We start from the raw sequence: 4201 nt of genomic DNA on the forward strand, positions 1-4201 counted from the left end.
TGACGGGGAGCGGTGCTGGATCAGTCGAGGCAGAAGCAGTACTTCCCCTTTTGCGGATTGCAGATGTATTCCTTCCACTCTTCATTTCCGCTGAAGATGTTCTGCATCCGCTGGCTCTTGCCGACCTGCTTGTCGGGATAAGCTGCTGTGAGGATCTCTCCAGCATCAAGCAACCAGCGGTCGAGTTGAGCCTGCTCGTACATGTACCTGACGGCGGCAGCCTGGCGGACCCCTTTGATGGGCCAGGGCTTTTTCTTGGTGCGGATGGTCAGTACGTTGCCGACCTCGTCAAAGTGCACCGCCATCACTGGCGGCAAAACTCCGTCGGCGGGCAGGCTCAAAATGCGATGCAAAAGTGTCATGTCGATGCAGGGCTGTGGCACATAGTCCACCAACACCTGTTGCATGGTCGCAAACCGGTAACTGCGGGGAGGTCGGACAAAGGTTGGTAGCGGTGCTCCGGACGTGAGGATCAATCCCTGCTCGGGCACTGCCGTAGACTGAAAGTGGCGGAACACCTGATCGACGGTCTCGGCCAGGGCACGGGTGAACCAGATATCGACCATCGCCGGGCCGATGCGGGCCTTGCCCAGATGCCAGAGTACACCCTGGATTGCGGGGCGTTCGATACCACTCCTCAATACCTGCGGTACTTCCAGCAGGTCGGCGATCATATTGAGTAGCCTGTCCCGCGACACGGCGTAGATCGTCACCATCTCGGCTGGAACGTACTTTTTCCGGAAGGTCTCGGGGCAGCGATACTGGTAGCGTGCAGAGTCGTCGCCTTCGGTGAGTTCCACCTGCATGCGATCCCCATCGCACGGAGCCGGATAGTGACCGGCGTAGCCGATGCACTCCGTCCACTCGCCGATGTCAGGTGCGGTCAGGGACGTTCTACCGATGACGTCCCAACCGGGAACGCCCTGCAGTCGCTGGCCTTCCAGATCGGAAATCGACTGGATCGATCGCTCGAACAGATCAATCAGGTCAAGCAGCGATCGGGTCGGCAACCGTTTCGACGACATTACCGATCTCCTTTATCAGAAGCCACTTGGCCAGAAGCCGGTCGCAGAGGGCACGATCCTTCTCTCGCTTGGTCTTGATGTTGCACAGGTTGTCTTCACGCAGGACGATGGGGATCGTTCGCGCCCGTTCCTTGCCGACCTTCCTGGTGCGGACGGAGATCTTGGCGTAGTTCAGGTGGTGCTGACGGAAATCAAACGTGGAGTTGATCAGCGACCTGGAGGCGGTATAGATGTCGTCGTTATCCCTCGCCCCGATCTTCACGAGCAGCGACCGATGGTCTGAAACCGTGTAGCCGAGCTCAATCACCTTTGCCGAGGCCACGTTCTCCCCGCAGATGTCGAAAGTGCGCAGTGCGGCGAGGCTCTGATAATCGTACTGCTTCAATGGAATCTTGGTTCCGGTAATGGGCGATTTCAGCAGACAGTCGGCGACGGTGCGCGCCAGTGCCTCGCGACCGTCAGTATTCTTGGACAGGACCTCCAGATGCCCGTTGGCCGGCTCGTAGGTGATGTGGGACGAGACGGCCCGGATCACCTCCTGCGAAACCAGTTCACTGGCCTGGACGCAATCGATGATTTCCGGCGGTCGGTTGTGATGGACGCTGATCTGGTAGAGGTCGACGTCCTCTCCAGTATGCGTATCCGGCCGCAGCCGCTTGAAGATCTGGACCGCCACGACGTCTTCTGAGCAACCGAACTGCTTGGCGATGGACTGGTGGAAGACGAGCCGGGATGAAGTATCATCCATCACGGCCAGATTTTTGGGCGCAATAAACCCGGAGTAACAGAATGAGCTTTGCCGGAATACGTCGGCCTGCCTGGCATTCAGTGCTTCCTCGAACAGCCCGGCCTCGTTGAGGTAGAACCACAAGGCGCGTTCGTACTGATTGTTGATCGCCATGAATTCTTTCAAGCTTTCCTCATCGAAGATGGCGTCACGGAAACCGTCGATCACATCCTGGCCAGGGCCATCGGACAGCAGAACGATACGCTCCGCCATTTCTTCCAGTTGTTGCCGTTCCTTCACCCCGAGGGCGGAGAGAACCGCAGTCATCCCTTCTCGCTGCTCACGCTTGCCCTGCTTCTTGTCCAATTCGGGCAAGGGCACCTTGAACTTGTCGACCATGAAATCGCGGAAGATGGTCGGCGATATGTGGCCGAGCAGTTTGGATAGATTTTCAGCATCGTTCATTGTCATTCCCCTTCTTGAAGTGTTTAGCGGGTGAAATCCAGCCCGGGCGGCCCCTTTTTCCTGTTGGGGGTGTGTAGACCGATTGCGTTCTGTGTGCCGAACATTTATGATTATTTCAAAGCGATGATGGGTTTGTCAAGCAGTTACGGATTCGTTCGGTATTGTGTTATATTTGCGGCCCGATTCAAGAGATTCAGGAGAGACACGTGCCTTCACCTTTGGGTGACAAGATCCGCACCTTGCGGAAGCAGAAAAAATTGAGCCTTGAACAACTGGCAGAACTGACCGAATCCAGCAAGAGCTACATCTGGGAGCTGGAGAACAAGGACGAGCCAAAACCGTCGGCTGAGAAGATCAGCAAGATTGCGGTGGCACTCGAGGTTACTACTGAATTCCTGCTCACTGAGTCCTCGGCCACACCGGACGAGGTCGTGCTCGATGAAGCGTTCTTTCGCAAGTTCAAAGCCATGTCCGAGCCGGACAAGAAAAAGATCCGAAAGATTCTTGACGCATGGGAAGACGAATGACGGATGCGAAAAAGCCCATGGCCGAGGCCAACCGTATCTCGTCCATGCTCAACGCGGTACTTGGCGCTGAACGATTTCCGGTCAAAGTAGATGATCTGGCGCTGGAGTATTCGCGTCAATGTTTTGCAGATTCGCCGATCGACAAGGTTCAAGGCGAAGATCTGGACGGTTTCGATGGTTTGCTGAAAGCGAACAAGACGCGGTCGAAGTGGTTGATCCTCTACAACAGCGCCACTCATTCAGAAGGTCGCAAGCGTTTCACGATCGCGCATGAGTTCGGTCACTACATCCTGCATCGCCATCAGCAGGATCTTTTTGAGTGTGGTGACGGTGACATCGAAACGGGTGACAACAACGAACGGGACATCGAGGCTGAGTCGGATCTGTTCGCATCGACATTGTTGATGCCACTGGACGATTTTCGACGCCAGGTTGATGGCCAACAGATCAGTTTCGATCTGTTGGGACATTGCGCAGACAGGTATGGCGTCTCCTTGGCTGCTGCAGCATTACGCTGGATAGAAGTTGCGCCCAAACGCGCCGTGCTGGTGGCTAGCCGTGATGATCATATGCTGTGGGCCAAGTCGAATATGGCAGCGCTGAAGTCGGGCGCTTACTTTGCGACACGCAGGAACACCATTGAACTGTCTCGCGATGCGCTGGCGCATAGCTACAGCGCCGTTGACATGGTTGATAATCGGACTGGCCGTGCGCAGTCCTGGTTTTCTCGCGAGCCTTCCGGCATGCCGATTACCGAAATGACCCGAGCGGCAGGCCAGTACGATTACACACTGACGTTGTTGTTGATGCCCGACGCTGAATGGCAACGACCTCAGCATGATGACGAAGAAACTGAGGAGGACACCTTTGATCGATTCGTCCGCAATGGCCAATACCCTGTGCGGTAACAGATGAGGCATCGACCATGAGCGCGCACAAATGGCAGTTCAGCACCCGTTTCCGCCGCCACGCTTTCGGCTGGCGATCAGACACGCCGATCCAGCGTATCAAGGAAGCCCTCGCGGAAATCAAACTGGTCGGACGCCAGGAACCAGTGCTTGCGGCTGAAGGCGCTGTCTCTCTGTTGGAAAAGCTCTCGCCTGCGCTGGAACAAGTCGATAGTTCTTCTGGCACCTTGGGCTCGGCGGTCAACAAGGCCATCGAGACACTGGTGCCCCTCATCGCCAAGGCAGACGTCGACGCATCATTGCGCCAGCGTTGGATGGAACGCCTGTGGCAAGCGTTCCAGGACGACAGGATCCCCTACATTGAACTGCTGGGCGACTACTGGGGCGAGCTATGCGTGACCCCGGAGTTGGCATCGCACTGGGCCGATGAGTTCATGCCCATTGTTAAAAATGTTTGGAGCCCTAAGGCGCCTGGCCATGGATTCTTCAAGGGCACCAGTGCCTGTCTGGCGTCCCTGTACACGGCGGGCCGTCACCAGGAATTGTTGG

Annotated in this window: 4 protein-coding genes and 1 pseudogene; 3 read left to right on the top strand and 2 right to left on the bottom strand. The window is 56.5% G+C overall.

The features are described 5' to 3' along the window. Nucleotides 1-20: 20 nt before the first annotated feature. On the bottom strand, nt 21-1025 hold the full coding sequence (locus M7R55_RS11460) for a hypothetical protein (RefSeq protein WP_298220682.1): 1005 nt from the start codon (nt 1023-1025) through the stop codon (nt 21-23). Continuing rightward, the gene (locus M7R55_RS11465; protein ID WP_298220684.1) at nt 988-2217 is read right to left on the bottom strand and encodes a hypothetical protein; all 1230 of its coding nucleotides are present in this window, start codon (nt 2215-2217) and stop codon (nt 988-990) included. Before M7R55_RS11465 ends, M7R55_RS11460 begins: the two co-directional genes overlap by 38 nt. Nucleotides 2218-2423: 206 nt before the next feature. Here M7R55_RS11465 and M7R55_RS11470 point away from each other — a divergent pair, with 206 nt between their 5' ends. The 3 genes and pseudogenes from M7R55_RS11470 to M7R55_RS11480 form a co-directional block, all read left to right on the top strand. Beyond that, the gene (locus M7R55_RS11470) at nt 2424-2744 is read left to right on the top strand and encodes a helix-turn-helix transcriptional regulator (protein WP_298220687.1); all 321 of its coding nucleotides are present in this window, start codon (nt 2424-2426) and stop codon (nt 2742-2744) included. Beyond that, entirely contained in the window at nt 2741-3652 is a 912-nt protein-coding gene (locus M7R55_RS11475) for an ImmA/IrrE family metallo-endopeptidase (RefSeq protein WP_298220689.1), read from the top strand. Before M7R55_RS11470 ends, M7R55_RS11475 begins: the two co-directional genes overlap by 4 nt. A 17-nt stretch (nt 3653-3669) precedes the next feature. Then, a pseudogene (locus M7R55_RS11480) lies at nt 3670-4201 on the top strand (hypothetical protein); the annotation flags it as partial.

Origin of the sequence: Halothiobacillus sp. (genome assembly GCF_027346185.1) — a bacterium.
GTDB lineage: Bacteria > Pseudomonadota > Gammaproteobacteria > Halothiobacillales > Halothiobacillaceae > Halothiobacillus.